The following is a 26,121-nucleotide window of genomic DNA, read 5'->3' as shown; positions in this document are numbered from 1 at the left end:
CATGCCCGTCTCAGCCATCGGTGTGCCGCCGCCACGCGCCGCCGCCAGCCTGCGCGGCCTGCGGCTCGCCGGGTCCCTGCTGGGGCTGGCCGTGCTGTCGGCCGCCGCGCTACGCTTCGGCTTCCGGCCCGCCGGCTGGGACACCGTCTGGGCGGCGCTGACCGCTTATGACCCGGACGATGCCGGCCATATCGTGATCCGCAGCATGCGCCTGCCGCGGCTGGCGGGCGCGGTGCTTGCTGGCGCAGCGCTCGGCATGTCCGGCGCGCTGATCCAGGGGATGACCCGCAACCCGCTGGCCGATCCGGGCCTGCTCGGCATCAACGGCGGCGCCGCGCTTGGCGTGGTGATCTGCATCCTGGGCTTCGGCATCACCGATCCGGCAGCCTTTGTCTGGGTGGCGCTTGGCGGCGCGCTGGCGGCCTCGGTGCTGGTGTTCCTGCTGGGCGGCGGCAGCGGTGCCAGCCCGCTGCGGCTGGTGCTGGCGGGCGCGGCGCTCAGCGCGCTGATCCTGGCGCTGACCCGGGCGCTGCTGCTGGTCAGTTCGCAAACCCTGGATGTTTACCGCTTCTGGGTGCTGGGCGGGTTCGACGGCACTATGCCCGCCACCCTTATTGCGCTGCTGCCCTTCCTGGCCCTGGGCGCAGGGCTGGCCGCTGTGGCCGCCGCCGGGCTGAACGCGCTGCTTCTGGGCGAGGACACCGCCCGCGGTCTGGGCGTGCGCACCGGGCTGGCGCGGGCCACCGCCGGGAGCGCCATCGTGCTTCTGTGCGGCGCCACTGTCGCGATGGCCGGGCCGATCGCCTTTGCCGGGCTGATCGTGCCGCATCTGGCCCGCTGGGCCGCCGGGCCGGACATGCGCTGGACGCTGGCTTTTTCCGCGGTGTTCGGGCCGCTGCTGCTGGTTGCCGCCGATCTGGCCGGACGCCTGCCGCTGTTCGGCGGCAATATGCAGGCGGGCGTGATGACCGCGCTGATCGGCGGGCCGGTGCTGGTCTGGATGGTGCGCCGGAACGGAGTGCGCAGCCTATGACATGGACCCTCCGTTTCGCTGCCCTGTCGGTGCAGATCTCGCGCCGCGCCCTGCTGGCCGGCCTTTGCCTGATGGCCCTGCTGCTGGCCGCCGCCCTGCTGGCGGTGCAGACCGGCAGTTACCCCCTCAGCAGCGCGCAGATGGCCGCGGTGCTGCAAGGCGGGGGCACCGGTATTGAGCAGATGATCCTGCTGGACCACCGGCTGCCGCGGATTGCGGCGGCGCTTGGCGCCGGTGCCGCCTTCGGCCTGGCGGGGGCGATGTTCCAGACGATGCTGCGCAACCCGCTCGCCTCGCCGGATGTGATCGGCTTCAACGCCGGCGCCAGCTGCGGCGCCCTGGCCGCAGTGATCCTGACCGGCGGCATGATGCTGGCGGGCGCCATTGCCGGCGCGGCGCTGGCCGCGGCGCTGGTGCTGCTGCTGAGCTGGAAGGACGGGCTGCCCCCGGGCCGGCTGATCCTGACCGGCATCGGCGCCAGCCTGACCCTGACCGCCGCCGCCGACCTGCTGGTCAGCCGCATTGACCCGAAAACCGCCTCCGATCTGCTGAACTGGCTCACCGGCTCGCTGCACAGCCGCGGCTGGGCGGACGCGGCGCGGGTCTGGGCCGGGCTGGCGCTGCTGGCGCCGGTGCTGTGGCGGCTGCACTTCCCGCTGGCGCGGCTGGCGATGGACGACGGCATCGCAACCGGCCTCGGCCTGCCGGTCTCCGGCCTGCGGCTGGCGGTGGCCGGTGCCGGCATTGTGCTGACCGCGCTTGCGGTGACCGCCGCGGGCCCCCTGCCCTTTGTCGCCTTTGCCGCCGGGCCGATCGCCCGCCGCCTGGTTCCCTCCGGCAAGCCCGCGCTGCTGGCCGCCGCCGCGGCCGGCGCGCTGATGACCCTGCTGGCCGATACCGCCGCCCGCATGGTGCCGGGGGTGCAGCTGCCCGCCGGCGTCTTTACCGCGCTCACCGGCGCCCCGGTGCTGCTGTGGCTGCTGCTGGCGCATTTCCGCAAAGGAACGCTCTGATGCCTGACACCGCCCGCCTTCGGGCCGAGGACCTCTCGGCCGGTTATGCCGGAACACCCGTGCTGGACAGCCTGACCGCCGCCATCCCCGATGGCGGGCTGACCGCCATCGTCGGCCCCAACGCCTGCGGCAAATCCACCCTGCTCAGAACCCTGGCCCGGCTGCAGCCCGCCGGCCGCGGCCAGGCGGTGCTGGACGGCAAGGCGATCCACCGCCAAAGCAGCCGCTCTGTTGCCCGGCGGCTGGCGATCCTGCCGCAAACCCCCGCCGCGCCCGAAGGGCTGACGGTGCGCGATCTGGTGGCGCGCGGCCGCACCCCCTATCAATCGGCGCTGCGGCAGTGGTCGCGGCAGGACGCGGCAGCGGTCGCCCGGGCGCTGGAGCTCACCAATATGGCCGGGCACGCCCGCAGACCGCTGGAGGCGCTGTCGGGCGGGCAGCGCCAGCGGGCCTGGATCGCGATGGCGCTGGCGCAGGAAACCGGCATCCTGCTGCTGGACGAGCCGACGACCTACCTGGACCTGCCGCATCAGATCGAGCTGCTGAAGCTGGTGCAGAGGCTCAACCGCGAGACCGGGCGCACCGTGGCCATGGTGCTGCACGACATCAACCTGGCCGCCCGCTTTGCCAGCCACATGATCGCGCTCAAGGACGGGAAGGTGTTCTGCCAGGGCGCCCCCTCCGAGGTGGTCACGGAAGCGGTCCTGCACTCCGTCTTTCAGCTGCCCTGCCGGATCATCCCCGATCCGCTGCACGGCACCCCGCATGTCATCCCCGCATGAATGAGGCCGCCATGACCCTCCGCTCCACCTTCCCGCTGCAAGCGGACACCGACCTGCCGATGCTGCCGTTCCCGGACGTGCGCCAAGCCGTCCTGGCGATGGCGCAGGAGCATGAACTGCCGGTGGTCGAGGCCAGCGCCGCCGCCGTCACGGTGGAGATCGCGGGCTTTGGCCACTACCGCTTTGCCGCAAGGAACGGCGGCACGGCAATCGGCGTTTCGGCAGCCCTGCCGGACAGGCTGCACATGCTGAAGGACGGCATCGCCGCGCATCTGGACGAGATCCGGCCCGGTGCCTCCGCCGCCCTGCGCTGGCCCGGCGCCGCCGCCGCTGGCAGCCTGCCGCCCAATGTCCATTTCACCACGGTCCAGTCGATCACCCCCATCGGCAGCGCCTTCCTGCGCGTCCGCATCAAGGCGCCGGATCTGGCCGGTTTCCAGGACGACGCCATCCACTTCCGCCTGCTGCTGCCGCCCGCGGGCTGTGCCGCGCCGCAATGGCCCCGGCTGTCGGAAACCGGCGCCACCGTCTGGCCCAAGGGAGAGACCGCGCTGCACCGCCCGGTCTACACCACCCGCTGGATCAGCCATGCAGCCGGGCTGATGGATTTCGACATTTTCCTGCACGATGGAGGGCGGGCTACCGAGTGGGCGCGCAACGCAACTCACGGGGACCAGCTGGTCCTTGCCGGTCCCGGCGGCGGCGGCATACCTGACACCTCGAGCATCCTGCTGTTCGCCGACGAAACCGCCCTGCCCGCCGCCGCCCGCATCCTGGACAGCCTGCCGCGGGACAGCGCGGGCGAGGCGGTTCTGCTCAGCTCCGAGGGCAAGGATTGCGGCTACCCGGTGACCGCCCCGGCGGGCGTCTCCCTGACCTGGCTGCGCCGCGATGGCGGGCACAGCCTGGCCGAGCGCGCCCTGGCCGCACGCAAACGCGCGCCCGGCCATTTCCTGTGGTTTGCCTGCGAAAAGGCGGAGGTGCAGCGCCTGCGCGCAGCCCTCCAGCGCGACAAACCCGCCCCCGGAACCAGCTATATCGCCGCATATTGGAGCCAATCATGACCCGTCGCGCCCGGGCGGCCCTTGCCGCCGTGTTTCTGACCGCCCCGCTGCTTGCAGCCCCGGCTGCCGCGCAGAACTCCCCCGCCGCGCCGGTGCCGCAGATCGCCGCACAGGCCCCGGCGGCAGCCCAGCCCGAAGCCCCCGCAGCCCCCGCTTTGGCGATGCCGCACTCCTCCGCGCCCGCCCCGGCAGCGCCAGCGCCGGACGCAGACGTGCTGGCGCCCGCCGACCCGCTCCCCCGGCAGGAGGAACTGACGCACACCGCCCGCGATGCCGCTGCCAAGGCGTTGAAACTCCTGCGCGACGGCGGACCGTCGATCTGGGCGATTGCGGCGCTGTCCGTGATCACCCTGGCGCTGATCCTGTGGAAGATCTGGCGCCTGGCGCTGATCGGCGCCTGGTCGCGCGGCAAGGCGGGCCGCGCGGTGGAGGCTTTTGAACGCGGCGACACCGGCACCGCGCTGGCCATCGTCAAGGGCCGCATCGGCATCCGCTCACGGGTGGTGGCCGCGGCCCTGACCGCCCTCGCCGCCCTGCCCGAGGACCGCGCCCGCGAAGAAACCGCCCGGGTGGCCAAGCTGCACCTCGGCAGCGCCGCCACCGGGCTGGGCGCGCTGGAGCTGATTGCCACCATCGCGCCGCTGCTGGGCCTGCTTGGCACCGTGCTGGGGATGATCGCCGCTTTCCAGGCGCTGCAGGCAGCAGGCGCGCGCGCCGATCCGGCGCTGCTGGCGGGCGGCATCTGGGAGGCGCTGCTGACCACCGCCGCGGGCATGGCAGTGGCGATCCCGGCCTCCGCCGCGCTGACCTGGTTCGAGGCGGTGATCAGCCGCATCCGCCGCGATATCGAAGACAGCGCCACCCGGCTGTTCGTGGCGGCAGCGCCCGCAGAGCTGAAACTGGCGGCCGAGTGACGCGATGCTGCTCGATCCGCCCGCCAAACCCCGCCGCAAGCCGAGCCTGACGCCGATGATCGACGTGGTGTTCCTTCTGCTGGTGTTCTTCATGCTGGCCTCGCGCTTCGGCACGGAGGCAGTGCTGGACCTGCCGCTGGCCGGCCAGGGCGGCGCCTACACCGGCCCGCCGCGGCTGATCGGGATCGGCCCGAACAGCCTGGATATCAACGGCGTGCCGGTGGCCGACAGCAACCTGGCGCAGGCGCTGGCGCCGCTGATGGAAACGCCGGGTGACATGCTGGTGCTTCGCGGGCGCGGCAAGGCTGACCTGCAGCGCATCACCGATGTGACCGCGCTGCTGCGGCAGGCAGGCTTTACCAATTTCGTCCTGGTGGAATGAGGAGGCGTTCATGGACCTGACCGATCCCCCCGGCCGCCCGCGCGCCGAATCCATCGTTCCGATGATCAACGTGGTCTTCCTGCTGCTGATCTTCTTCCTGATGACCTCCCGCCTCGCCCAGCCTGAGCCCTTCGAGGTCACCCCGCCCGAGGCCGCGCTGGACACCGAGGCCAAGGCGGACGCGGTGCTGTACATCGACGCGGAGGGCCAAATGCACTTTGACGGTTCCGCTGGTGAAGCGGCAATCGCCCGGCTGGCCGCCGCCAGCGCGGACAATGCCGCGGTGCAGCTGCGGGCCGATGCCGGGCTGGAGGCCGCAGCGCTGGCGCGGATCCTGCGGCAACTGGCGGCAGCCGGGCTCAACCGGGCCGAACTGGCGGTGCGCCCGCAATGAAACGCGCCGCCGAACTCACCGTCTTTGCCGGGATCGCCGCGCTGATCCACGCCGCGCTGTTTGCCGCCGCGCCCCGCTCCGGCGCCCAGTCGAGCGGCGCGGGCGGCGAGGCGCTGGTTTCGGTCCAGGCCGCCGATGCCACCGTTGCGGACATGGTGGAAGCCTGGCAGCGCCCGCCGCAGGCGGTGCCGCAGCTAACGGCAGACCTGTCTCAGTCCCTCAGCGTCCCCGCACCCCCCGCAGTGCCGCAATTCGAGCTGGCCCAGGCGCCGCGCGCGGCCGCGCAGATTGCGCTGGCCCGGCCCGCGCCCGCCGGCACGCTGGAGGTGGACACCGCCGCCCCGCCCCCGCCGCCGCCTGAGGAACAGCCGGAAACCGCAGCCAAGCCAGCCCCCCGCCCCAAGGCGGTGCCCGAACTGCAGCAGGCACGCAAGGCTGAGCAGACCGCGGCCAGCCGGGCCGGGCAGCGGTCTGCCGGATCCGGCGGCGGCGCCCAGGCCGGGCAGGCCGGAAACGCTGCCGCTGCCACCGCCCGGGCCGGGCAAGAGGCCAAGCTGCAAGCGGTCTGGGGCGCCAGGATCCGCGCCCGCATCGAACGCCGCAAACGCTTCCCCGCTGGCGCCAGCGGCAGCGGCGTGGCGGTGGTGCGGATCACCGTGTCCCGCTCCGGCCAGCTGCTAGAATACCGGATTGCCAAATCCTCCGGCAGCGCCGCGTTCGACCAGGCGGCGCTGCAGGCGGTCGCCCGCGCCGGGACATTCCCCGCCGCGCCGAAAAAACTCGGCCTCAGCCAGCTCACCTTCACCCTGCCGATGCGCTTCTCGAAATAAGCACGGCTGCGGGTTCGGCCCGCAAAACAAAAAAAGGCCCGCGCTGCCTGCGCGGGCCTTTTCCTTGTGTGAACCGCTGCGGGGCGGCTCAGAACTTCGTGGTCAGCGTCAGCGCCACGCTGCGCCCTTCGCCAAAGTAGCAGGCACCGCCCGCACAGGTGCTGACATACCGCTCATCGCTCAGGTTGCGCAGGTTCATCGACACCAGCCAGTTGTCCTGGCCATAAGACACAGCCGCGTCGTACAGCGTGTAAGACGGCGTCAGATAGGTGCTGGACCCGCCCCAGGCCTCGCCGTTGTAGCGGACCCCGGCGCCCAGCGTCCAACCCTGCAGCCGGCCCTCCAGCGGCGCGTAGTTCAGCCACAGCGACGCCGCGTTCTTGGGCACCTGGGCGATGTAATCGCCCTCCGCATCCTCGGTATCGAGATAGGTATAGGCGGCATCAACAGTCAGATCGCCAAAGCGGTGATACGCCTCCAGCTCCAGCCCCTTGGCGGAGGCTTCGCCGGTCTGCACCTGAAAGCCGGGGTTGCCCGGATCGGCCACCGTCAGGTTCGATTTGGTCAGGTCGAACACTGCCGCCGTCAGCAGCGTATCGGTGCCAGGCGGCTGGTATTTCACCCCGATTTCAACCTGCTCGCCGCGGGTCGGCTCAAACGGGGTGCCCGCCGCATCGGTACCGATCGCATCCTGGCGGAAGCTTTCGGCGTAGCTGATGTAGGGGGCAACGCCATTGCCGAACCGGTACATCACCGCGGCATTGCCAGTCCACTCGCTGTCCTTGGCGGCAATGGAGGAAGCACCGAAGCTGCCCGTGCTCGGCCCGGTTTCGATATTGCCGTAGCGCAGGCCCAGATCAATGAACAGCCGGTCGTCATAGGCGGCGCGATGCTGCACATAGGCGCCGGTCTCGGTGATCGAGGTGCCGGGCGTGTCGGCCACGGTGATCGACGGATAACCCGCATAGACGGGGTTGAACGGATCGATGGGGCCAACCTGCGCGCCATAGCCGGTATCGCTGTCATAATGCCCGCGGCTGTAGCTGACCCCGGCAAAGGTCCGCATGTCAAAGACGCCAAGCGCATATTCCGCGGTGGCATAGGCGTCGATTGCCCAGGTCTTCAGCTTGTTTTCCGCCCGGTAGAAGGTGCGGTTGATGGTGCCGTCCGGATTGTACCGGCCCGTGCCGGTGTTGTCGAAGGCCCACCAGGCATGCTGGTACAGCGCTTCGGCCTCCAGATAGCGCGCGTTGGCGTTCAGGCTCCAGACCGGGTTGAACCGGTGCTTGAACATCGCGGTGATGGCGCGCTGCTCGCTGTCGAACCGGTCAAAGCCCGGCTCGCCCACGAAGACGCTGCTGGGGAGGAAATCACCGTTGCCGAACCCCGTCGCGGGCAGCAGCGTGCCATAGATCGAGGCGAACTGGATCAGCGGGCTACCGTTGTTGTCCTGATAATTGGCCAGCACCGTCAGCTCGGTATCCGCATTCGGCCGCCAGGTGATGGACGGCGCCAGCGCCAGTACATCGTCCTGCGAATGATCGACCTGGGTTTCCGAGTCCCGCAGCACCCCGGCGAAGCGGTAGCGCAGGGTGCCGCTTGCGTTCAGATCACCGCTCACGTCCGCGGCAACCTGCTTGCGGTCATGCGACCCCAACTGCAGCTGGAACAGGTTCTCAGCATCCTGCGCCGCAGTTTTCGAGGTGGTATTCACCACCCCGCCGACCGAACCGCTGCCATAAAGGCCGGAGGCCGGCCCCTTCAGCACTTCGACGCTGTTCAGCAGGAAGGGTTCCGGCTTGGTGTCGTTGTAAAAGCCGTAACGGGCCGGCAGCCCGTCATGCAGCGTGCTGGCCCTGAAGCCGCGCACCAGATACCAGTCCGCACGGTTGTCCAGCCCCCACTGGCCGCCGACGATGCCCGCGGAGTATTGCAGCGCCTGCTCCACGTTCTGAGCGCCGCGCGCGGCGATTTCCTGGGCGGTTACAACCGTCACCGACCGCGGCGTCTCCGCTATCGGGTCGCCGGTCTTGGCAATAGTGCCGGTCTCCAGCGAGACGCTTTCGCCAAAGAAGCCCTCGCCGCTGTGCCGGTTTACGTTGATTTGTTCAAGCTCGACAACTTCGGCCAGTGCCGGCATGGCTGCCAGCAGGGCGCAAGCTGACGCAGCAGTACGTCGCAGAATCATGTCCCATCTCCGCTATGTGCGGTTGCAATTTCTGCCTGACGTATTGCTGGGTAGGTGCGGGCTAGTAAGGATCGGGCGCGCGGTCAAGCGCCAATCGCCGCCCGCCGGGCCAAAGGCGCGCGGGCGGCCGGGAACAGCAGGTCCCAAGGGTCAAAACTTGCAAAAATGCATCACCTTTGCAGCCCGCGGGCACCTTTGAGGGGCGCGCAGGATCACACCCCCAGATAGCGGTCCGCCACCTCTGCCGGCAAATCGCCGATGCTGCCGCCCCAGGCGTTGCTGCCCTTGTTGAGGATCACCGCGCGGTCGGCGATGGCCGACAGCTCCCGCAGCGACTTGTCCACCACCAGAATGGCCAGCCCCGCCTCGCGCTTGAGCCGCCCGATCGCGGCCCAGATCTCCTGCCGCACCACCGGCGCCAGGCCTTCGGTCGCTTCATCCAGGATCAGCAGGCGCGGGTTGGTCATCAGGGCGCGGCCGATGGTCAGCATCTGCTGCTCGCCGCCCGACAGCGACCCGGCGGTCTGGCTGCGCCGCTCCTCCAGCCGGGGGAACAACTCTGCCACCTTGGCCATATCCCATGGTCCGGGACGGGCCGCGGCGATCAGGTTCTCCTCCACCGTCAGCGGCGCAAAGCAGCGCCGCCCCTCGGGCACCAGCCCGACCCCCAGCCGGGCGATCTTGTAGGACGGCAGTTGGCGCAGGTCATGGCCGTCGAACCGCAGCTCCCCCTTGGAGGGTCCCAGCATCCCGCAGATGGTCTTGATGGTGGTGGATTTGCCCATCCCGTTGCGGCCCATCAGCGCCACCACCTCGCCCTCGCCGATCTCCAGATCGACGCCGAACAAGGCCTGCGCCGGGCCGTAAAAGGCCTCGACGCCCTGTAAGGTCAGCAGGCTCATGCGGCGTCCTCCTCTCCCAGATAGGCGCGGCGCACCTCGGCGTTGGCGCGGATCTCATCCGCGGTACCGGTGGCGATGATCTGGCCGTAGACCAGCACGCTGATCCGGTCCGCGAGCGCAAAGACCGCATCCATGTCATGCTCCACCAGCAAAATCGGCGCCTCCTGCCGCAAACCGTCCAGAAAGCCGGTCAGCGCCTTGGACCCGGCAGCGCCCAGCCCCGCCATCGGCTCATCCATCAGGAACAGCCTGGGCTTCAGCGTCAGCGCCACCGCCACCTCCAGCTGGCGGCGCTGGCCGTGCGACAGGTCGGCGGTGCGGCGGTTTGCATCGTCCGTCAGCCCCACCCGCTCCAGCGCGTCGCGCGCCTGTTCCAGCAGCTCCGGATCCTTCATCACGTTGCGGAAGAAATGGAACGGCCGCCCCCGCCCGCCAAGCGCGCCCAGCACCGCGTTCTGCAAAACGGTGTAGTCCATCGCCAGCGCCGAGATCTGGAACGTCCGCCCCAGCCCCATCCGCGCCCGCGCCACGGTGTCCAGCGCGGTCACGTCGCGGCCCAGCAGCTCCACCCGCCCGCTGTCGGGCGCGATATTGCCCGCGATCTGCTTGATCAGGGTGGATTTGCCCGCCCCGTTCGGCCCGATCAGCGCATGGATTTCACCGGGCCGCAGGTCCAGCGAGACATCTTTGCTGGCCTGCAGCGCGCCATAGCTTTTGTTCAGGCCTTGTACCCTCAGAACCGCCTCAGCCATGCGCCTTCTCCCGTCCTGCCAGCGCACCGATCAGCCCGCCGCGGGCAAACAGCACGATCAGCAGCAAGAGCACCCCAAGGAAGATCTGCCAGTAATCGCTGATTCCGCCCAACAGGTGCTCCAGAATGATATACAGCGCCGCCCCCGCAACCGGCCCGTAGAGCCGCCCGACCCCGCCAAGGATCACAAAGATCATGATCTCGCCGCTGGTGTGCCAGCTGAGCATGGTGGGGCTGACAAAGCGGTTGAGGTCCGCAAACAGCGCCCCCGCCAGCCCGGTGATGGCGCCGGAGATCACGAATGCCGTCAGCCGCAGGGTAAAGGGCGTCAGCCCCACCGCCTGCACCCTATCCTCATTCTGCCGCGCCGCCGCCAGCGCCAGCCCGAAGGGAGAGCGCGCCAGCCGGGCGGCAAACACCAGCGCAAGACACAGGATCACATAGGCAATGGCAAAGAACTGGATCGGATCCAGGGTGTTGAGGCCCGGAAATTCATTGCGCACCCAGATCGACAGCCCGTCCTCGCCGCCGTAAGCGCTCCAGCTGATCGCGAAGTAATAAAGCATCTGGCCGAAGGCGAGGGTGATCATGATGAAATAAACGCCCGAGGTGCGTAAAGACAGCGCCCCGATCACCAGTGCGGCCAGCGCGCTGAAGACCACCGCCACCAGCCAGATCAGCGGCATCTGGTTGCTGCCCTCGAACAGGAACGGCCAGTCAAACAGCGGCTCGTAGTTCTGGGCATGGGCGGCGAGAATGCCCATGGCATAGCCGCCGATCCCGAAGAACGCCGCATGGCCCAGGCTGATCAGCCCGCCAAGGCCCAGGGCGATGTTCAGCCCCACTCCCGCCAGCGCCAGGATCGCCGCCTTGGTCGCCAGAGTAATGATGAACGGCTCATCCAAGCTCCACGCCGCCAGCGGCACCAGCAGCAGCGCCGCAATCATCGCCCAATTGAGCAGGCTCTCGCGCGTCAGCATCATGCGCTCCCTCCATAAAGGCCAGAGGGGCGCACCAGCAGGATTGCCGCCATCAGAATGTAGATCAGCATCGAGGCCAGCGACGCCCCGGCGGAGGCCGCGCTGGCCGGGTCCAGAAACAGCGCAAACAGCTGCGGCAGGAACACGCCGCCCAGGGTGTCGGTCATCCCCACCAAGAGCGCACCGGCCAGCGCGCCCTTGATGGAGCCGATGCCGCCAATGACGATCACCACAAAGGCGAGGATCAGCACAGGCTCGCCCATACCGACCTGCACCGACTGGATCGCGCCGACCAGCGCGCCCGCCAGCCCCGCCAGCGCCGCGCCCAGGGCAAAGACCAGCGTGTAGAGTTTCGAGATATCAACGCCAAGCGCGGCAATCATCTCACGGTCGGCCTCGCCCGCGCGGATCTGGATGCCGATGCGGGTGCGCGCGATCAGCAGGAACAGCCCGGCAGCGATACCCAGCCCGATCAGGATGATGGTCAGCCGGTAGAGCGGGTATTCAATGCCGCCCGGCAGGCTCACCGGCCCGGACAGGTAGGACGGCACATCCAGAAACAGCGGGAAGGAGCCGAACAGCCAGCGGGTGCCCTCAGAGAAAATCAGGATCAGCGCGAAGGTCGCCAGCACCTGGTCCAGATGGTCGCGGCGGTAGAGGCGCCGGATCACCACCAGCTCCATCAGCGCGCCGGCAGCGGCGGCGGCGGCCAGGCTTGCGATCAGCGCCAGCAGGAACGAACCGGTCCAGCCCGCAACGGCGGCCGCCGCAAAGGCCCCCACCATGTAAAGCGAGCCATGGGCGAGGTTGATCAGCCCCATCACCCCGAACACCAGCGTCAGCCCGGCTGCCATCAGGAACAGCATCACCCCGAGCTGGAGCCCATTCAGGATCTGCTCCAGAACTAGAATATAAGTCATTTTCGGATTTCCGCGGGGAAGCCTGGCCGTTTGCGGAGACGCCGCACAAGGCGTCTCCGCTCAGGGGCTTAGCTTACATCTTGCACTCGCCGCCATAGGCGTCGGCGTGGTCTTTTAGGCCGGTGGCGATGATCTTGTTGGTAAAGACATCGCCTTCCTTGATCACTTCGCGGACGTAAATGTCCTGGATCGGGTGATGGTTGTCCCCGAACTTGAAGCTGCCGCGCACGGAGGCGAAATCCGCCGCCTTCAGCGCCGCGCGGAAGGCGTCCTGATCGGCAGGCTCCGCCTTGTCCAGCGCGCTCAGGATCAGGTTGGCGGTGTCAAAGCCCTGGCTGGCATACAGCGACGGCAGGCGCCCGTATTTCTCCTGGAAGGAGGCGACAAATTCGGCGTTGGCCTCATTGTCGATGTCCTTGTTCCACTGCGAGGTGTTCTTCACCCCCAGCGCCGCGTCGCCGACGGCCTGCAGGATGCCCTGATCAAAGGAAAACGCAGGGCCGACCACCGGCAGATCGACGCCGCTGCCCGCATACTGCTTGAGGAAGGAAATCCCCATGCCGCCGGGCAGGAAGAAATAGACCGAGTCGGCACCGGAGGCCCGGATCTGCGCGATCTCGGCGGCGTAATCGGTCTGGCCCAGCTTGGTATAGATCTCACCCGCCAGCTCGCCCTCATACATCCGCTTGTAGCCGGTCAGCGCGTCCTGCCCCGCCGGATAGTTCGGCGCCAGGATGAAGCTGTTCTTCAGCCCCGCCTCATTGGCATAGGCGCCCGCGGCCTCGTGCAGGTTGTCGTTCTGCCAGGCAACGTTGAAATAATTCGGGTGGCAGCGCTTGCCCGCCAGCGCCGAGGGACCGGCGTTGGGCGACAGGTAGAACACGCCCTGCGCGGTTGCGGCGGGCACCACAGCCATCGCCAGGTTCGACCAGATGATGCCGGTCATGATGTCCACCTTCTCGGACTGGATCATCCGGTCGGCAATCTGCACCGCCGCTTCAGGCTTGCGCTGATCGTCCTCGATCACCACCTCGACGCCCTCGCGGCCGTCCTGTTCGATCGCCAGCATGAAACCGTCGCGCACATCCACGCCCAGCCCCGCGCCGCCGCCGGACAGGGTGGTGATCATGCCGATCTTGGTGTCGGCCTGGGCCGCAGCCGCCAGCGCCGGGACCGTCGCTGCCATGGCGAGCATCCGAATGGTCTTCATTACGTCTTTCCTCCCAGAATGTGCCCCGGCCCTTGGGCCTGGGTTCTTGATCAAATGCTTGCGGCTTTACCGCCGCCCCGGCAGACGCCAAGACCGGCAAAAGCCCGCATCTCCCCGGCTGATCTCGCGCCAGCCCTCGGGATGAGCCTACGCAGGCTTGGATTATTATTTCAAGCATAAAATATGTAGGGAAATATTGTTGCCCTATTTCCCCGCAGCCCGTTCAAATGCGTCAGCGGCAGAAGCGAGGGGCCGGCCCCTCGCGCTCCCCGGAGTATTTGGGGAAAGATGAAACAACGGGGGTTTCCCGGTGCCGGGCGCACCGGTCAGGCTGGCGCGAAGAAGGCCGCCAGATGGTCGATCAAGGCCCGGATCCGCGCCGTCAGATGGCGGCTGGGGGGATACACCGCATAAAGCGTGATCGGATCGGTTTCCTGTTTTTCGAAAAGCACTTGCAGCCTGCCGTCCCGCAGAAACGGCAGCGCGGTGTAATGCGGGCAGCGGGCAATGCCCAGGCCATGGGCCGCCATATGCGCCACCGCCCGCGGCGAGTTGGCCCGGAAGCTGCCACCGACGGGGATGGTTCGCGCCCCGCTGCCGCGCCCGAACGCCCAGACCTCCGGCTGCGGCGCGGTGGTGAGCAGCAGGCAGTTGTGGGTAGCCAGCGCCTCCGGCTCGGCAGGCTCGCCATGGGCGGCCAGGTACTCCGGAGAGGCCACCACCACCCGCCGCATGCGGCACAGCTTGCGCGCCACAAGCGTCGAATCCTTCAACGCGCCAAAACGGACCGCCAGATCCACCCCCTCCTCCAGAATCGGCAGGTGGCGGTCGGACAGCACCAGCTCCACCGCCACCTTGGGGTGCGCCTGCTGGAAGGTGTGCAGCGCCTCCACCAGCTCACGGCTGCCCAGGCCAGTAGGGGCGGTGATGCGGACCGGGCCTGCCAGCTCCTGCTGGCGCAGCTGCACCACGTCCTCCAGCTCGTCGAATTGGTCGAGCAGCGGCAGGCAGCGCTCCAGATAGGCCCGCCCGGTGTCGGTGAGCGTCACCTTGCGGGTGGTGCGGTTGAGCAGCTGCGCGCCCAGCTGCTCCTCCAGCCGGGCGACATATTTGCTGGCCAGCTTGGTGCTGATTCCCATCTGCCGGGCGCCGCCGGTAAAGGAGCTTTGCGCCGCCACCGCGGCAAAGGTGCGCATACAGTCCAGCTTGTCCATCGCGGGGGCTCCCATCGCCGGTTTATGAATGCAATGTACATAATCATTCCACAACAAGGAATATTATCGCCAATGACCAGGCGGCGTATCTTCCGGGTGTCTTCACAACCCCACGGCACATGCCAAGCAAAAGGACCCCAGACATGCCCCAGACCCTCCGCATTCACGGCTTCCCCCTGTCCGGCCATTCCCACCGGGTGGAGCTGTTCGCCTGCCTCGCCGGGATCGCCCATGAGATGGTCACCGTCGACCTTGCCGCGGGCGAGCACAAGCAGCCGCCGTTTCTGGCGCTGAACCCCGCAGGCCAGGTCCCGGTGATCGAGGACGGCGGCACCGTGATCAGCGATTCCAACGCCATTCTGGTCTACCTCGCCCGCAAATACGCCCCGTCCTGGCTGCCGTCCGACCCGGTGCAGGAAGCCGAGGTGCAGAAGTTCCTGACCCTGGCCGCGGGCGAGATCGCCTTCGGCCCGGCGGCGGCGCGGCTGATCACCGTCTTCAATGCGCCGATCGATGCTGCGTTCTGCGCCACCGTGGCGGCCCGCGTTCTGGGCAAGATCGACGCCCATATGGAGGGCCGCTCGTTCCTGGTCGGCGACGCCCCCACCATCGCCGACGCGGCGATCTATTCCTACGTCGCCCACGCGCCCGAAGGCGGCATCTCGCTGGCCCCCTACCCCAACGTGCGCGCCCTGCTGGCCAATATCGAAGGGCTGAAGGGCTTCAAGCCGATGCCCGCCACCAAGGCCGGGCTGGCAGCCTGATCCTTGCCCAACACCCGCGCGCGGCGAACGGTGCCTGCGCCGCCGCGCGCCCCTCTCAGCCAGAAGGAGGTTTCGATGACGCCCCTCGATGCGAACACCCCCTCCCCCTTCCACGAAGGCGAACAGGAAATGCAGCGCCGCGCCGGCAAGCGCGAGGTGATGGAGACCTTTGGCCGCCGGGTGATCCGCAGCTTCATGCCCGACCAGCACCGGTTGTTCTATGCCCAGCTGCCGTTCCTGGCAGCGGGTGCCGTGGACAGCGACGGCTGGCCTTGGGCCAGCCTGCTGAGCGGCCCGCCCGGTTTCGCCGCCTCCCCGGATCCCCAGCACCTGGATATCGCGCTGGCGCCGGATCCCCGCGATCCGGTGCAGGCGGCGATCCGCGAAGGTGCCGCAGTTGGATTGCTTGGGATCGAACTGCACAGCCGCCGCCGCAACCGGGTCAACGGACGGGTGTCGGCGGCCGGTCCCGATGGCTTTGCCCTGCGGGTCGACCAGTCCTTCGGCAATTGCCCGCAATACATCCAGCTGCGCGGGCTGGAACCGGCCGAACCGCACGCCCCTGCGCAGCCGCAGCCCTTCACCGGCCTCAGCGGCAGCCACGCCGCGCTGATCGCCGGGGCCGACATGTTTTTTGCCGCCAGCCACGTCCCCGCCGCCAGCCGCCCGGAGCGCGAAGGCGTCGATGTCTCGCACCGCGGCGGGCGGCCCGGCTTTGTCCGCATCGACGGCAACCGCCTGACGATCCCCGATTTCCCCGGCAACAACCACTTCAACACGCTGGGGAATTTCCTGCTGAACCCGCGCGCGGGCCTGGTGTTCCCGGACTTCACCACCGGCAGCCTGCTGCTGCTCACCGGCACCGTCGAGCTGCTGGACGAAACGCACCCCGAGGTCACCGCCTTTCAAGGCGCCGAGCGCGGCTGGCGGTTCACCCTGCATAAGGGCATCTGGCTGGACGGCATCCTGCCGCTGCGCGCCGCGCGCGGTGCGTTTTCGCCCAACACGCTGATGACGGACACCTGGGCAGAGGCGGAGGCCCGCGCCAAACTGGACCAGCAGCGCAGCGCCTGGCGGCGCTACCGGGTGGCCCGGACGGAGATGGAAAGCACCGTGATCCGCTCCTTCTATCTGGAGCCGGAGGACGGCGGCCCGCTGCTGCCCTTTGAGGCCGGGCAGTTCCTGACCATCCGCCTCACGCCGCCGGGCGCAAAGGCGCCGCTGGTGCGGACCTACACCGTGTCCTCCGCCCCCGGCGAGGGCCAGTTCCGCATCTCGGTCAAGCGCGAGGAGGCCGGAGCTATGTCCCGCCACCTGCACGCGCATCTGCAAACCGGCGCGGTGATCGAGGCCAAGGCGCCGCGCGGCGGGTTTTTTCTCAACACCGCAGAGAACCGCCCGGCGGTTCTGATCGCCGGCGGTGTCGGCGTCACCCCGATGATCGCCATGGCACGCCATGCGCTGCGCGAGGGGGTCCGCTCCCGGCACCTGCGCCCGCTGACCATCCTGCACGCGGCCCGCACCACTCAGGACCGCGCCTTTGCCCGCGAGTTCCGCAGTCTGGAGCAGGCCTCCGGCGGCCAGATCCGCTATGTCTCGCTGATCAGCGCGCCCGGTGCGCAGGAGGCGGCAGGCCGCGATTTCGATCATGCCGGACGGCTCAGCACCGAAATCCTGCAGCAGGTGCTGCCGCAGATGGACGCCGATGTCTACCTCTGCGGCCCGGGCGGCTTCATGCAGGCGGCCTATGACGGTCTGCTCAGCCTTGGCGTCAAGGACGCAGACATCCATGCCGAGGCCTTCGGCCCCTCCGCGCTGACACGCGCCCCGGCCCTCGGGGACACTGTTCCAGAAGCCGCCAGCGCCATCGTCCGCTTCACGAAATCAGGGTTTGAGCAGCCGTGGACCCCGGCGGACGGCACCCTGCTGGAGCTGGCCGAACGCCACGGTCTGACGCCGGAGTTCAGCTGCCGCGCGGGCACTTGCGGCAGCTGCGCCACCCGGCTGGGGGCAGGCAAGGTTGCCTACCGCACCCCGCCCGCCGCCGCGCCCCAGGACGGCGATGCCCTGATCTGCTGCGCGGTCCCGGCAACGGACACAATTGAACTGGACCTGTGACCCCGCACGGCACGCCGCTTAGGCTGCGCAAGGGTCTGCCGGGGGAGCGCCTACCGCCTGTTGTGGAAGATGAAGCCGATGAAGTTCAGCAGAAGCTGCGCGGCCAGGATCTGGGTGCTTTCGGTGGGATCATAGGCGGGCGCGACCTCCACCAGGTCGATGCCCGCCACATCGCCGCGCTTGCTGAGGCCCTGCAGCAGTTCCAGCACATCGTAATACAGAAACCCGCCGTGGCTGGGGGTGCCGGTGCCGGGGGCAATCGACGGGCAGAAGGCGTCAATGTCGATGGTCACGTAATAGCGCGCGCCTTCGGGGATGCGCTCCAGCACCGCGTCAGCCCCCAGCTTGCGCACCTGGCGCACCGACAGAATGTCGGACCCGCGCGCGCGGGCATCCTCATACCCTTCGCGCGCGGTGGAGGAGACATTGCGGATCCCCAGCTGCGTCATGCCGCAGACGTAATCCTTTTCGATCGCGCGGCGCATCGGGTTGCCGTGGCCGATGGTGACGCCCTTGCGCGTATCGACAAAGTCCAGATGCGCGTCGATCTGGACCACATGCAGGGGGCCGTTCCGGGCGCAATCCTGTGCAAAGGCATTGATGCAGGGAATGTTGACAGAATGGTCGCCGCCGATGACCACCGGCAGCGCGCCGGCCTCCAGGATCTTCGTCACCCCGTATTCGATACCGGCGTGGCTTTCCTCCGTCTTGGTGTGGATGATGTCGGCATCGCCCAAGTCAGCGATCCGCACGTCTTCGCCCAGATAGGTGGCGTCATCCTCGTGGTCATAGGCGCCGGCATGGCCGAAGCTGAACAGCGTCGAGGCCTCGCGCACCGCCCGCGGCCCGAACCGCGCGCCGGGGCGGTACTGGCAGCCGGAGTCAAAGGGCGCGCCGAGGATGGCAACATCGGCATCAATCGCGTCCCAGTCCTGCACATAAGGCGCCTTGCCAAAGGTGGCGATGCCGACAAAGGGCAGGTTCAGGCGGCCGGTTTCGTAACTGTGTCCAGGCATGGGCATCTCCGTCATCAGGTTTCACAGCACCTCAGCACGGGTCATTGCATGAAAAAATATCATGTTGCTTATCCTTACATAAGGTGAACTCATGTAAGTCCAGACCGGCGGCCGGGGAGGGCCAGCGCCATGAAACTGCTGCGCAGCACGCTGCTGGAAACCTTTGTCACCGTCGCCGAATGCGGCGGGTTTTCCGAGGCGCAATATGCGCTGGGGATCACCCAGCCGGCCATCAGCCTGCGCATCCGCGATCTGGAAACCGCCCTTGGCTACCGGCTGTGCGAGCGCGGCCGCGGCGGCTTCCGCCTGACCGAACGGGGCGAGGCCGCTTATCGCAAGGCCCGCAGCATCCTGCGCAGCGCCCGCGATTTCGACGCCGAGCTGCTGGAGCTGCGCGATGCCGTCACCGGCAGCCTCCGCATCGGCGTGGCGGATGCGGTCAGCAGCCTGCCCGGTCTCAACCTGGTGCAGGCGCTGCAGGCGTTCCTGTCCCGCCCGAACGAGGTGCGGCTGGAAATCACCGTCGCCTCCCCGGCGGAGCTGACCCAACAGCTGATCACCGGCGCGCTGCACGCCGCCATCGCGCCGTTCCGCACCCAAAGCGCCGGCCTGGCGTATGAGCCGCTGTGCCGCGAGGAGCACCGGTTTTACTGCGGCCGGGGCCACCCGCTGTTCCCGCTGCCGCCGCAGCAGGTCAGCCCGCAGGCGGTTGCGCAGCACCCGCTCTGCCAGCGCTCCTATGACATGCTGGTCTCCCCCGATCTCGGCAGCCCCGATCCGCAGGCGGTCGTTGCCAACATGGAGGCGATGGCGATGCTGATCGAAACCGGCCAGTACCTCGGCCCGCTGCCGCTGCATTACGCCGAAAGCCGGGTGCGCGCGGGCCGCCTGCGCGAGCTGTCCCACCCGCAGCTGCGCTGGCACTCCGCGTTTTCGCTCGCCACCCGGCGCAGCCACATCCGCAGCCGCGCGGTGGAGCTGTTCGTCGAGGACGTCCGCGCCGCCTGCCGGCACTGGTCCGGTCCCGACACGCCATCCTGATCCCCGCAAGCAGGAGCGCCGCCGTCCCTGGAAAACTGTGCTCTGACTTAGGCATAGGTTATAGTAATAAGGGGCCGATCAGTTTACCCCTGATCCGGCACTTTTTGCCTAAGCACAGATCATTCATCAGGACGATTTCATGAATTCGATTGAGAAGAACCTGCAATCCGTTGGAGTAAAACTACCCGAAGCCCCCCGGCCCCTGGGCAACTTCGCCCCCTATCTCGTGGATGGGGAGTTCTTGTATATCTCTGGACAAATATCCATAGCTCCGGATGGCCGGGTCATCCAAGGAAAGCTCGGCCAAGATATCGAGATAGAGCAAGGGATCGAAGCCGCACGCTGCTGCGGTATAGGTATCTTGGCCCGTGCCAAAGCCGCCATCGGCGATCTTGATAAGATAGAACGGCTCATAAAGCTGGGCGCTTTCGTGAATTCGGTCCCGGACTTTACCGGCCATCCAAAGGTCGTGAACGGTGCATCGGACTTTATGGTTCAGGCGTTGGGGCCTGAGAAAGCGAACCACGTGCGGTTTGCTGTCGGCAGCCCAAGCCTGCCCTCAAACGCGGCGGTCGAGATCGAAGCGCTGTTCCGCATCCGGCCAGGTCCCTGATCTGAGTGGCGGCCTGTACCGCCCGTCCCCGCAGGCTGGACATCTTTTGCCCGGCTGGCGCACTATCGCGATCAGTATCCAGGCCCGCGCTGCGGGGGAACCAAACAGGCCTGCCAGCCGTTATCCTGTGGGGACTCCGGCCCCGCGGGCAGCCTGCCCTTCCCCCGCCGCCGGCGCGGCTCCTGAGGAAGTGATCGGCCCGTGAATGCAATATCTGCGGCCAATGCGCATTCTGTAACGGCATAAGCCAGGCGTGCGGACCCAGCCGCGCCACAAGCCCCTGAAGGAGCGATGGAGAACATGTCCCAGATATCCAGCACCGTCCTGGCGCTGCTTGAATTCCTGTCCTACGCTTTCATCTTCGCCATCGGGGCGGGCCTGTTGTGGCTGATCGTTCTGTATGTCCGCGACAAGACCCAGACCGACAGCACCCTGCGGCGCAACTATCCGGTGATTGCCCGCTTCCGCTATCTGTTTGAGCATCTGGGCGAATTCTTCCGGCAGTATTTCTTTGCCCTCGACCGCGAGGAGATGCCGTTCAACCGCGCCGAACGCTCTTGGGTCTACCGCGCCGCCAAGAATGTGGATTCCACCGTCGCCTTCGGCTCCACCCGCGATCTGCGGCGGCCCGCCACTGTCTACTTCGCCAACTGCCCGTTCCCGTCGCTGTCGCATGAGGCCTCGCCCCCGGCCGAAATCACCATCGGCCCCCATGCCCGCCACCCCTACACCACCAGCTCGATCTTCAACATCTCCGGCATGAGCTATGGCGCGATTTCGGTGCCCGCGGTGCGGGCGCTGTCGCATGGCGCCAAAAAGGCCGGCATCTGGCTCAATACCGGCGAGGGCGGCCTGTCGCCCTACCATCTGGAGGGCGGCTGCGACCTCGTGTTCCAGATCGGCACCGGCAAATTCGGCGTCCGCAAGCCCGAGGGCGGCTTTGACGAGGACAAGCTGCGCGCGGTGGCGGCGCATGACACCGTCCGCATGTTCGAACTGAAGCTCAGCCAGGGCGCCAAACCCGGCAAGGGCGGCATCCTGCCCGGCGCCAAGGTGACCCAGGAAATCGCCGAAATCCGCGGCCTTACCCCGGGCGAGGACGCAATCAGCCCCAACCGCCACCCGGAAATCGACTGCGTCGGCGATCTTTTGGACATGATCGCCTATGTCCGCGAAGTGACCGGCAAGCCGGTGGGGTTCAAGGCGGTGCTGGGCGCCTATGGCTTTATCGAGGGCATGTGCCAGGAGGTCCACTCCCGCGGCATCGAAAGCGCCCCGGATTTCATCACAATAGACAGCGCCGACGGCGGCACCGGCGCCGCCCCGATGAGCCTGATCGACAACATGGGGATGCCGCTGCGCGAAAGCCTGCCGCTGGCCGTCGATACCCTGATCCGCTATGGCCTGCGCGACCGGATCAAGGTTTGCGCCAGCGGCAAGCTGATCAACCCGTCAGAGGTCGCCTGGGCGTTCTGCGCCGGGGCCGATTTCGTCAACTCCGCCCGCGGCTTCATGTTCGCGCTCGGCTGCATCCAGGCGCTGCAGTGCAACAAGAACACCTGCCCCACCGGCATCACCACCCACGACCGCAGGCTGCAATTCGGCCTCGACCCGGCCAGCAAATCGGAACGGGTCGCCTATTACGCCCGCAACATGAAAAAGGAGGTCGGCATCATCGCCCACAGCTGCGGCGTGGCAGAGCCGCGGCTCTTGAAACGCTACCATGCGCGCATCGTGCTGGATACCGGCCGCTCTGTCTCGATGGATGAGCTGTATCCGACGCCGGAACAGCAGCACGCCGCACAATAAGGCCCCCCAAGCCGTCAACCCAACAGGAGCCCCCATGCCCGACTCTCACCCCCCCGCTTCCGCTCCGTCCAAAGCTTCCGATCTGCTTGTTGCCGCGCTGGAGCGGGAAGGCGTCGAATACATCTTTGCCGTCCCCGGCGAGGAGAACCTCGACCTGCTGGAATCCCTGCGCACCTCCAGCATCGAACTGGTGCTGACCCGCCACGAGCAGGGCGCGGGCTTCATGGCGGCGACCTATGGCCGCCTGACCGGCAAGACGGGGGTGTGCATGGCGACGCTTGGCCCCGGCGCCACCAACCTGGCCACCGCCGCCGCCTATGCCCATCTCGGGGCGATGCCGCTGATCATGATCACCGGGCAGAAGCCGATCAAGAAATCGAAACAGGGCCGGTTCCAGATCATCGACATCGTCAACCTGTTCGATCCGATCTGCAAGATGTCCAAGCAGATCGTCCACGGCAACACCATCCCCGCCCTGATCCGCGAGGCCTTCCGCACCGCCGAGGAGGAACGCCCCGGCGCGGTTCTGCTGGAACTGCCGGAGGATATCGCCGCCGAAGAAACCGACGCCTCTGTCCTGCAGCCCCACCCGCGCCATTACGCGGTGGCGGGCGACGCGGTGCTGAACGAGGCGGCAGAGATGATCCGGGCCGCCAAGATGCCGCTGCTGCTGGTCGGGGCCGGGGCCAACCGGCGCAAGGCCCGCTCGGCGCTGTGCGATTTCACCGACCTGATCCAGATCCCCTTCTTCAACACCCAGATGGGCAAGGGCGTGGTCGACGAACGCTCGGACCTGTTCCTGGGCACTGCGGCGCTGTCGGATGGCGACTATCTGCACTGCGCCATCGACCGCGCCGACCTGATCATCAACGTCGGCCACGACGTGGTCGAAAAACCGCCCTTCTTCATGGAGGAAGGCGGCACCAAGGTGATACATGTGAACTACAAGGCGGCGCAGGTCGACCGGGTCTATTTCCCGCAGCTGGAGGTGGTTGGCGATCTGGCCCAGTCGATCACCCGGCTGGGCAAGATCCTCGGCGGGCCGCTGGATTTCGACCGCAGCTATTTCGAGCGCGTCAAGCGGGAGACCGACGAGCATATCTCCGAAGGCGCCGATGACGGGCGCTTCCCGGTGATCCCCCAGCGGCTGGTTGCCGACACCCGCAAGGTGATGGACGAATGCGATATCATCGCGCTGGACAATGGCATCTACAAGCTGTGGTACGCCCGCAACTACAAGGCCTATCAGCCCAACACCGTGCTGCTGGACAACGCGCTGGCGACCATGGGCGCGGGGCTGCCTTCGGCGATGATGGCGGCCAAGCTGAACCCGGACCGCCGGGTAATGGCGATCTGCGGCGACGGCGGCTTTATGATGAACAGCCAGGAGATGGAAACCGCGGTCCGCCTCGGCCTCAACCTGGTGGTGACGGTGCTGAACGACAGCGCCTATGGAATGATCCGCTGGAAACAGGCCCACGCAGGCTTCGGCGACTGGGGGCTGGAGTTCAACAATCCCGATTTTGTCCAGTACGCAGGCAGCTACGGCGCCACCGGCCACCGGATCGAGCGCACCGAAGACCTGCTGCCAACCTTTGAAAAAGCCTTTGACGCGGGCGGCGTGCATCTGATTGATGTGCCGGTGGACTACAGCGAAAACCAGCGGGTCCTGATCGAGGAGCTGGCCGACAAGGTGTGCCTGATATGAGCGAAACCATAGACGTTGTGAACCCGTTCAGCCTGGAGTGTATCGGCACGGCCGAAACCTCAGGCTGGGACCGGATCGACGCGATGCTGGACACCGCGCACGGGCTGTTCCGCAACCGCGATGCGTGGCTGCCCGCCTATCAGCGCATAGACATCCTCAAGAAAACCGCCCGGCTGATGGAGGACCGCTTTGACGAGCTGGCCCTGCTGATCGCCAGCGAGGGCGGCAAGCCCTTGGCCGACGCCAAGGTCGAGGTCAAGCGCGCCATCGACGGGGTGGAGCTGTGCGTGCATGAGATCGGCCAGATGGCGGGCACCGAAATCCCGATGGATCTGACCGAGGCCGGATCGGGCCGCATCGCCTTTACCCAGCGCGAGCCGATCGGGGTGGTGGTGGCCGCCAGCGCCTTCAACCATCCGCTGAACCTGATCGTGCATCAGGTCGCGCCGGCGGTGGCCACCGGCTGCCCGGTGATCGTGAAACCGGCGCAGGACACGCCACTGTCGTGCCAGGCCTTTGTCGCCATGCTGCACGAGGCCGGGCTGCCGCAGGACTGGTGCCGCGATGTGGTCTGCTCCAACGCGGTGGCGGAGAGGATGATCACCGACCCGCGCACGGGGTTCTTCTCCTTCATCGGCTCCGCCCGCGTCGGCTGGATGCTGCGCTCCAAGCTCGCCCCCGGCACCCGCTGCGCGCTGGAACACGGCGGCGCCGCGCCGGTGATCGTGGCCGAGGACGCGGACATCGGCGCGATGATCCCGCTGCTGGCCAAGGGCGGCTTCTACCACTCCGGCCAGGTCTGCGTCTCGGTGCAGCGGGTGTTTGCCCCCGCCGCCAAGGCCGAAGAGATCGCGCAGAAACTGGCCGAAGCGGCACAGGCGCTGAAGGTCGGCGATGCCACCGACCCGACCGTCGACTGCGGCCCGCTGATCCGCCCGGGCGAGGTCGACCGGGTCGAGGACTGGGTGCAGGAGGCACTGGACGGCGGCGCCAGGCTGCTGGCGGGCGGCAAACGGCTGGGCAAGACCACCTATGCCCCCACCGTGCTGCTGGACCCGCCCGCGGAGGCCCGCGTGTCGCAGCAGGAAATCTTCGGCCCGGTGATCTGCGTCTACAGCACGGACAGCATCGCGCAGGCCATAGGGACCGCCAACAGCTTGCCCTATGCCTTCCAGGCCGCGGTCTTCACCCAAAGCCTGGACACCGCGATGCAGGCGGTGCGCGGGCTGGATGCCACCGCGGTCATGGTCAACGACCACACCGCCTTCCGGGTCGACTGGATGCCCTTCGCCGGCCGCCGCCAGTCCGGCTACAACACCGGCGGCATCGGCTACACCATGCATGACATGACCCAGGACAAGATGGCGGTGATCCGGCTCTGACGCGGGGATGCGCCGGGCAGGGCTGTTCCAGCCCCGCCTAGGTCGCCGCCGCCGGGGCCGGTTTTTCGTCCCGCGGCGGGAGGCCGAACTTGCGGGCATATTCGCGGCTGAACTGGGTCGGGCTTTCATAGCCCACGTCATAGGCCGCCGAGGCCACCGACCGCCCGCCGCTCATCAGCAAGCGCCGCGCCTCCAGCAGCCGCAGCTCCTTCTGGTACTGCAGCGGCGTGGTGGAGGTGAGCGTTTTGAAATGCTCGTGAAAGGTCGACTGGCTCATCCCTGCTGCGGCGGCCAGCTCCGCCACGGCGATCGGCGCCTTGTACCCCGCGCGGATCAGCGCAATCGCCTTGGAAATCCGGCTCGCCGGGCTTTCGTGCAGCAGCAGCTGCCGCAGCATCCCGCCGTGCTGGGCGCGCAGCAGCCGGAAATGGATCTCCCGCAGCACCAGCGGCGCCAGCGCCTGCACCTCCGCCGGGTCCTGCGACAGCCGGAACAGCCGCGCCATCGCATCGGTCAGCGCCGCATCGCTGTCCGCCACGCTCATCGAATGGGTGCCCCGCTGCTGTCCCGCTGCCGCGCCGGCCTCATCATACAGGCTGCGCGCGGTGGCCAGATCCAGCCGCAGCACCAGCGAGACATAGGGCTTGTCCGGCGCGGCATCGATCACCCCCGCCGTCACCGGCAGCGCATGGCTGACGATCAGCGACATGCCCGCGCCATAGCGGATCACCCGGTCTTCCAGATGCGCCTCCTTGGCGCCCTGCAGCACCAGGCACATGACGGGCTCATAGACCATCGCCTGAAATTCGGTCGGGGTCTCGCGGCAAAAGGCGAACAGCCCGCCCACCCCGGTCTCGCAGCCGTCCTCCGGCGTGCCCTTGGCGCGGACAAAGGCGGCAACTTCTTCGATCAGATCCTGCGGCACCATTGGCGCACCTCCTGTTGCAGCTGACTATAGGCGCGGGGCAGCCGCAACAGAACCGCAAATCCCGGCGGTCTGGAGGATCAGGCAGATCATCCGGAGGATCAGGCACGGCAATCCGCCCCGCACGCCCTACCTTTTTCTGCAACCAATACAGCCGGGGCGGCGGCA

At 67.7% G+C, this 26,121-nt stretch carries 24 protein-coding genes; 15 read left to right on the top strand and 9 right to left on the bottom strand.

The window, feature by feature from the left end; genetic code table 11:
• Position 1 precedes the first annotated feature (1 nt).
• Genes B2P87_RS12370 through B2P87_RS12335 form a run of 8 tightly spaced genes read left to right on the top strand, consistent with a single transcriptional unit; the run spans position 2 to position 6,412 of the window.
• Positions 2-1,033, top strand: coding sequence for a FecCD family ABC transporter permease (locus tag B2P87_RS12370; protein ID WP_141889120.1), 1,032 nt, complete (start codon positions 2-4; stop codon positions 1,031-1,033).
• Positions 1,030-2,046, top strand: a complete 1,017-nt coding sequence (locus B2P87_RS12365; RefSeq protein ID WP_141889119.1) for a FecCD family ABC transporter permease — start codon at positions 1,030-1,032, stop codon at positions 2,044-2,046. The genes B2P87_RS12370 and B2P87_RS12365 overlap by 4 nt, the downstream gene beginning before the upstream one ends.
• Positions 2,046-2,828 (top strand): ABC transporter ATP-binding protein, encoded by a 783-nt coding sequence (locus B2P87_RS12360; protein WP_141889118.1) that lies wholly within the window; start codon positions 2,046-2,048, stop codon positions 2,826-2,828. The genes B2P87_RS12365 and B2P87_RS12360 overlap by 1 nt, the downstream gene beginning before the upstream one ends.
• An 11-nt stretch (positions 2,829-2,839) precedes the next feature.
• Positions 2,840-3,892: a siderophore-interacting protein gene (locus tag B2P87_RS12355; RefSeq protein ID WP_141889117.1), complete on the top strand. Its 1,053-nt coding sequence runs from the start codon at positions 2,840-2,842 to the stop codon at positions 3,890-3,892.
• Entirely contained in the window at positions 3,889-4,806 is a 918-nt protein-coding gene (locus B2P87_RS12350; protein WP_141889116.1) for a MotA/TolQ/ExbB proton channel family protein, read from the top strand. Before B2P87_RS12355 ends, B2P87_RS12350 begins: the two co-directional genes overlap by 4 nt.
• A 4-nt stretch (positions 4,807-4,810) precedes the next feature.
• Positions 4,811-5,188 (top strand): ExbD/TolR family protein, encoded by a 378-nt coding sequence (locus tag B2P87_RS12345; RefSeq protein WP_141889115.1) that lies wholly within the window; start codon positions 4,811-4,813, stop codon positions 5,186-5,188.
• A 10-nt stretch (positions 5,189-5,198) separates the two neighbouring features.
• Entirely contained in the window at positions 5,199-5,582 is a 384-nt protein-coding gene (locus tag B2P87_RS12340) for an ExbD/TolR family protein (protein WP_141889114.1), read from the top strand.
• Positions 5,579-6,412 (top strand): energy transducer TonB, encoded by an 834-nt coding sequence (locus B2P87_RS12335; protein WP_141889113.1) that lies wholly within the window; start codon positions 5,579-5,581, stop codon positions 6,410-6,412. The genes B2P87_RS12340 and B2P87_RS12335 overlap by 4 nt, the downstream gene beginning before the upstream one ends.
• Positions 6,413-6,500: 88 nt before the next feature.
• Here the strand turns inward: B2P87_RS12335 and B2P87_RS12330 are convergent, their stop codons facing one another.
• The 7 genes from B2P87_RS12330 to B2P87_RS12300 all read right to left on the bottom strand — a co-directional run bounded on the left by B2P87_RS12330 (position 6,501) and on the right by B2P87_RS12300 (position 14,577).
• Positions 6,501-8,600, bottom strand: a complete 2,100-nt coding sequence (locus tag B2P87_RS12330; protein ID WP_141889112.1) for a TonB-dependent siderophore receptor — start codon at positions 8,598-8,600, stop codon at positions 6,501-6,503.
• 212 nt (positions 8,601-8,812) lie between these two features.
• On the bottom strand, positions 8,813-9,502 hold the full coding sequence (locus B2P87_RS12325; RefSeq protein ID WP_141889111.1) for an ABC transporter ATP-binding protein: 690 nt from the start codon (positions 9,500-9,502) through the stop codon (positions 8,813-8,815).
• Entirely contained in the window at positions 9,499-10,254 is a 756-nt protein-coding gene (locus B2P87_RS12320; protein ID WP_141889110.1) for an ABC transporter ATP-binding protein, read from the bottom strand. The genes B2P87_RS12325 and B2P87_RS12320 overlap by 4 nt, the downstream gene beginning before the upstream one ends.
• A complete protein-coding gene (locus tag B2P87_RS12315) occupies positions 10,247-11,236 on the bottom strand; it encodes a branched-chain amino acid ABC transporter permease (protein ID WP_058284824.1) in 990 nt (329 codons plus the stop codon). The genes B2P87_RS12320 and B2P87_RS12315 overlap by 8 nt, the downstream gene beginning before the upstream one ends.
• Positions 11,233-12,153, bottom strand: a complete 921-nt coding sequence (locus B2P87_RS12310) for a branched-chain amino acid ABC transporter permease (protein WP_058284823.1) — start codon at positions 12,151-12,153, stop codon at positions 11,233-11,235. The genes B2P87_RS12315 and B2P87_RS12310 overlap by 4 nt, the downstream gene beginning before the upstream one ends.
• Positions 12,154-12,226: 73 nt before the next feature.
• A complete protein-coding gene (locus B2P87_RS12305) occupies positions 12,227-13,363 on the bottom strand; it encodes an ABC transporter substrate-binding protein (protein WP_141889109.1) in 1,137 nt (378 codons plus the stop codon).
• A gap of 326 nt (positions 13,364-13,689) precedes the next feature.
• Positions 13,690-14,577 (bottom strand): LysR family transcriptional regulator, encoded by an 888-nt coding sequence (locus B2P87_RS12300; protein WP_141889108.1) that lies wholly within the window; start codon positions 14,575-14,577, stop codon positions 13,690-13,692.
• 143 nt (positions 14,578-14,720) lie between these two features.
• Between B2P87_RS12300 and B2P87_RS12295 the strand changes: the two genes are divergently transcribed.
• The gene (locus B2P87_RS12295) at positions 14,721-15,341 is read left to right on the top strand and encodes a glutathione S-transferase family protein (RefSeq protein WP_141889107.1); all 621 of its coding nucleotides are present in this window, start codon (positions 14,721-14,723) and stop codon (positions 15,339-15,341) included.
• Positions 15,342-15,416: 75 nt separating this feature from the next.
• On the top strand, positions 15,417-17,459 hold the full coding sequence (locus B2P87_RS12290; protein WP_141889106.1) for a pyridoxamine 5'-phosphate oxidase family protein: 2,043 nt from the start codon (positions 15,417-15,419) through the stop codon (positions 17,457-17,459).
• A 50-nt stretch (positions 17,460-17,509) separates the two neighbouring features.
• On the opposite strand, the gene speB is transcribed toward B2P87_RS12290, so the two are convergent.
• Positions 17,510-18,475 (bottom strand): agmatinase, encoded by a 966-nt coding sequence (gene speB, locus B2P87_RS12285; RefSeq protein WP_058284849.1) that lies wholly within the window; start codon positions 18,473-18,475, stop codon positions 17,510-17,512.
• Positions 18,476-18,604: 129 nt separating this feature from the next.
• Here speB and B2P87_RS12280 point away from each other — a divergent pair, with 129 nt between their 5' ends.
• The 5 genes from B2P87_RS12280 to B2P87_RS12260 all read left to right on the top strand — a co-directional run bounded on the left by B2P87_RS12280 (position 18,605) and on the right by B2P87_RS12260 (position 25,028).
• Positions 18,605-19,516 (top strand): LysR family transcriptional regulator, encoded by a 912-nt coding sequence (locus tag B2P87_RS12280; protein ID WP_141889105.1) that lies wholly within the window; start codon positions 18,605-18,607, stop codon positions 19,514-19,516.
• 139 nt (positions 19,517-19,655) lie between these two features.
• Positions 19,656-20,129, top strand: coding sequence for a RidA family protein (locus tag B2P87_RS12275; protein ID WP_141889104.1), 474 nt, complete (start codon positions 19,656-19,658; stop codon positions 20,127-20,129).
• 300 nt (positions 20,130-20,429) lie between these two features.
• Positions 20,430-21,938, top strand: coding sequence for an FMN-binding glutamate synthase family protein (locus B2P87_RS12270; protein WP_141889103.1), 1,509 nt, complete (start codon positions 20,430-20,432; stop codon positions 21,936-21,938).
• Positions 21,939-21,972: 34 nt separating this feature from the next.
• Positions 21,973-23,646 (top strand): acetolactate synthase large subunit, encoded by a 1,674-nt coding sequence (locus B2P87_RS12265; protein WP_141889102.1) that lies wholly within the window; start codon positions 21,973-21,975, stop codon positions 23,644-23,646.
• Positions 23,643-25,028, top strand: a complete 1,386-nt coding sequence (locus B2P87_RS12260; protein WP_141889101.1) for an aldehyde dehydrogenase family protein — start codon at positions 23,643-23,645, stop codon at positions 25,026-25,028. The genes B2P87_RS12265 and B2P87_RS12260 overlap by 4 nt, the downstream gene beginning before the upstream one ends.
• Positions 25,029-25,065: 37 nt before the next feature.
• On the opposite strand, the gene B2P87_RS12255 is transcribed toward B2P87_RS12260, so the two are convergent.
• On the bottom strand, positions 25,066-25,956 hold the full coding sequence (locus B2P87_RS12255; RefSeq protein ID WP_141889100.1) for an AraC family transcriptional regulator: 891 nt from the start codon (positions 25,954-25,956) through the stop codon (positions 25,066-25,068).
• Positions 25,957-26,121: the final 165 nt, after the last annotated feature.

The sequence above is a fragment of the Leisingera sp. UBA4491 genome (assembly GCF_002388965.1).
Taxonomy (GTDB): domain Bacteria; phylum Pseudomonadota; class Alphaproteobacteria; order Rhodobacterales; family Rhodobacteraceae; genus Leisingera; species Leisingera aquaemixtae.
The sequence above is the reverse complement of the archived record's forward strand: the minus strand, read 5'-3'. Positions and strand labels throughout refer to the sequence as shown.